The organism is Anaeromicrobium sp. (assembly GCF_025210435.1).
Taxonomy (GTDB): domain Bacteria; phylum Bacillota; class Clostridia; order Peptostreptococcales; family Thermotaleaceae; genus Anaeromicrobium.
The window spans coordinates 1-3,435 of record NZ_JAOART010000102.1; the positions used below are offsets into that span (position 1 = coordinate 1).

The following is a 3,435-nucleotide window of genomic DNA, read 5'->3' on the forward strand; positions in this document are numbered from 1 at the left end:
CTAAAGAATTCTCGCTCGACTTGCATGTGTTAGGCACGCCGCCAGCGTTCATCCTGAGCCAGGATCAAACTCTCAAATAAAATTCGTTTACCACTACCATGGCACTCATATCTCAATTAAATCAATTCCCATTCGGTAATTTATTTAATTGTTCAAGAAGTTTTTGTTGCCTAAGCAACTGCTCTAAAAATTAACGTTACCTTTTAATAAAGGTTATATCGTAATTAAATCAATTTCCATTTGGTCATTTACTTAATTACTTAAGCTGGCTTAAATTCTTATACTGTTTAGTTTTCAAAGTTCAATTTTCCTTATCGCGTTTTGACGACTTATTCATCTTAACATCTCTGTCGAAGTCTGTCAACACTTTTTTTAAAGTTGTGTTTTTTCCTTTGTTTCACAACGATATCTATCATACCACCTATTTATAGTTTAGTCAATTGGGAGTTTATGTATAATTCATTATTCCATGGAAATACTACAACTTAGATGTAATTATCTAAAACAAACAGAAAGGATATAGCCCATGATAACTATTTTAACACGTACAATCATATTATATTTTTCTGTCCTAATTAGCTTTAGAATTATGGGTAAATCTGAACTTTCTGAGTTGCAGCCCTTTGAATTAGTTATCACCCTAGTCATATCTGAGTTGGCTGTTTTACCTATGGAAAATACAGATATCCCCATTTTATATGGCCTATTTGCAATTGCATCCTTAGTTTTCATTCAAGTAACCATATCATCTATAACTTTAAAATCTGAGATTATGCGACAATTCATTTGCGGAAAGCCTAGTATCTTAATTGAAAAGGGTGTCATCAATTTTAAGGAATTAAAAAAATTAAGATTGAATCTTAACGATTTAATAGAACAATGTCGGTCAAAAGACTATCCCTACATCGAAGAAATATATTATGCAATATTAGAAACAGATGGTAGTCTAAGTATTTTACCTAAAGCAAAATACTCACCTCTTTGTATATCTGACTTAAATTTGCCATACTCTAATAAGGGATTACCTATTACTTTAATATTAGGTGGGATTCTTAATCATAGTAACTTAAATTTAACTAATATATCAGAAGATGAATTATATAAGAAGATAAAAGAACATGGTATTAGAAGTTTCAAAGAAGTTGTTCTTTGTTATGTAACTGAAGATAAAAATTTATTTTTACAAACTAAGGACTCTCAAATTATAAACTTTAGGCATATGAAAAAAATAAACTAGTCAGTGCCCTGAGGAAAATAACTAATTTATTTTTTGAATATACCTTACATAGAGAAGGTTGTGATTTTTTGCGTACTTTTGTCTTATGTCTATTTGTTATGGTTATTATAATATGCATTTGGTTTTATGTATATAGTTCTTTAGAAGATATGTATATATATTCAGTAGACCAACTCAATGAACTTAATTCATTAATAGAAACTGATAATTGGAATTTAGCTAAGATAAGAATCGAAGAATTTGAAAAGTATATTCATGAAAAAGAAAGGTTTTTTGGTACTCTAGTACATCATGAAGACATGGAAGTAATATATGAGTCTGTTCTAAAATTAGGAAATCACATCCATTATAAAGATAAAATAAAATCTTCCTTAGAAATACGGTTATTGAAACATTTTATCTCATCAGCAAAGGACAATCAGGCTCTAAACCTCTATAATATATTTTAATAATTCATCTATCTAAAGAATTATATAGGTAAAAAAGCTACGCAAAATGCGTAGCTTATTTTAATAATTCTTCTAATTTTTCCTTATCAAACCCTTGTATAACCTCATCATCTACTTTAATAATAGGCACACTCATAAAGCCCATCTTCATTAATTCTTTTCTTGCATTCATATCCTTTGACACGTTTTTCTCTTCAAAATCTACACCCTCAGAATTTAAATATTCCTTTGCTTCCTTACAATATATGCATGAATCACTTGAATAAACTAATACAGTTTTACTCATATTATATTCCTCCTATTTTATAATTATATTTTTTAAGATAAATCTTTATTATCTTTCAATTCCTTTATCAATGAAGTACCATGACCCATAGGACAAATTTGACACCAGGATCTTGGTTTAAAAATAACTCCTATTATAGTTCCCACTATAAATGATGAAAACATTAATCTAAAGACTGCCTTTGCAACTTTAATTGGTTCAAAACCTGAATGATATAGTGATATGGAAAACATAGTAAGCATTAGTATTAATATAAAATTCTTGAACTTTTTAGTTCTCATAAATTTAGGTAAAGTCTTATTTAATGATACATAAGGAAGAAACTTTCCTAAAAATGATCCCCTTGGACAATATTTAGAACAATGTATCTTTCCTCTACCTCTTAGTGCATGATATATGGGCATACCCATACATACAAATCCAAACAAACCAAACCATATATTTACTACAGAGAGGATAAAGAATGTGATTATTATTATCCAACTCCATTGTTGATGACTCTTATGTTTCATAATTACCCTCCTTTTTTTAATTTATTCACACTTTAATAATATATTCATAATTTCTTTTTCCACCCCCTCCCAAAGGGGGTGTATTTATATATTACCATTTCACATTAAGTAATTCAAGTTATATTTATAAATTAAATAAAACATTTTATCATTATAGATTTATCCACTCTAAGCTCATTTATATAGTAACTTGTCTACGAAGGGAAGTAACTCCTCATAAAGTAACTTTCCACATGATAAAAGCAATCTGTGAAAATTTAATAGTATGATTATCATACACATTTTTACAGATTGCTTTATTTTATATTTTTCCCCTATTAAATTTTAAATACCTTAACACTTTGATCCTTTTACTCCTGCTTTAACGACAAAACCTTTACCAAGCCAACTATTAGAATAGTCTACATTAAAGCTTTCAAATTGATTTAGTAAATCTTGTTTCACTAGTATTTTAATACCATTGACCTTTTGTTCATAATCTTCACTTTTTTTCGACTCATCCAGAGCCAAGCCAAATCGAGGACCGCCTCAACCAAACCCTCTCATGTCAATTCTTAAAAACTTATCTTCTATTTTTTGTTCTTTTATCATTTTTTCTGCTTTTTCAGAAATAGATATACTCATAACCATCATCCTCCCCACCCCCCCACAGAGGGGTATCTTTGATTTAATTTTACTCTTTCTGTTTTCATCTGTCAATGGTACTTTTAGTATTTATATTTTTCTTTTTTCTATTTTTTTATGTACTTCTACCCACTAACATTTATTACTAACTTATTCTTCATTGTAAAATATATAGATTTATTGGTTTTAAATTTGTTTTATACAGTAACTTGCCTATAAGGGAAAATATATTGAAAATCTTTGGAACCCTGGAACGTCACAACATCCTATGCTACTCCAACATGACACATGAACCTATCTACGAAGATTCACACTTTCGCTTGTGAC

Annotated in this window: 5 protein-coding genes and 1 rRNA gene; 2 read left to right on the forward strand and 4 right to left on the reverse strand. The window is 29.0% G+C overall.

Features of this window, described 5'->3' with window-relative positions; all coding sequences use genetic code 11:
* A 16S ribosomal RNA gene (locus tag N4A57_RS12515) occupies positions 1-80 on the reverse strand; the annotation flags it as partial.
* Positions 81-526: 446 nt separating this feature from the next.
* Between N4A57_RS12515 and N4A57_RS12520 the strand changes: the two genes are divergently transcribed.
* Positions 527-1,237 carry a DUF421 domain-containing protein gene (locus tag N4A57_RS12520; protein ID WP_293658332.1) on the forward strand — a complete coding sequence of 237 codons (711 nt, stop codon included), beginning with the start codon at positions 527-529 and terminating at the stop codon, positions 1,235-1,237.
* A gap of 68 nt (positions 1,238-1,305) precedes the next feature.
* Positions 1,306-1,686 carry a DUF4363 family protein gene (locus N4A57_RS12525; protein ID WP_293658333.1) on the forward strand — a complete coding sequence of 127 codons (381 nt, stop codon included), beginning with the start codon at positions 1,306-1,308 and terminating at the stop codon, positions 1,684-1,686.
* Between the two features lie 55 nt (positions 1,687-1,741).
* On the opposite strand, the gene N4A57_RS12530 is transcribed toward N4A57_RS12525, so the two are convergent.
* The 3 genes from N4A57_RS12530 to N4A57_RS18600 all read right to left on the reverse strand — a co-directional run bounded on the left by N4A57_RS12530 (position 1,742) and on the right by N4A57_RS18600 (position 3,108).
* Entirely contained in the window at positions 1,742-1,972 is a 231-nt protein-coding gene (locus N4A57_RS12530) for a glutaredoxin family protein (RefSeq protein ID WP_293658334.1), read from the reverse strand.
* 32 nt (positions 1,973-2,004) lie between these two features.
* Positions 2,005-2,484: a 4Fe-4S ferredoxin gene (locus N4A57_RS12535; RefSeq protein ID WP_293658335.1), complete on the reverse strand. Its 480-nt coding sequence runs from the start codon at positions 2,482-2,484 to the stop codon at positions 2,005-2,007.
* A 333-nt stretch (positions 2,485-2,817) separates the two neighbouring features.
* Entirely contained in the window at positions 2,818-3,108 is a 291-nt protein-coding gene (locus N4A57_RS18600; protein WP_334303730.1) for an iron-sulfur cluster biosynthesis family protein, read from the reverse strand.
* Between the last annotated feature and the right edge of the window lie 327 nt (positions 3,109-3,435).

Bases quoted from the DNA above. Each gene is read 5' to 3' on its own strand.
- N4A57_RS12520 (WP_293658332.1), top strand. From the start codon at position 527: ATGATAACTATTTTAACACGTACAATCATATTATATTTTTCTGTCCTA.
- N4A57_RS12530 (WP_293658334.1), bottom strand. From the start codon at position 1,972: ATGAGTAAAACTGTATTAGTTTATTCAAGTGATTCATGCATATATTGT.
- N4A57_RS12535 (WP_293658335.1), bottom strand. From the start codon at position 2,484: ATGAAACATAAGAGTCATCAACAATGGAGTTGGATAATAATAATCACA.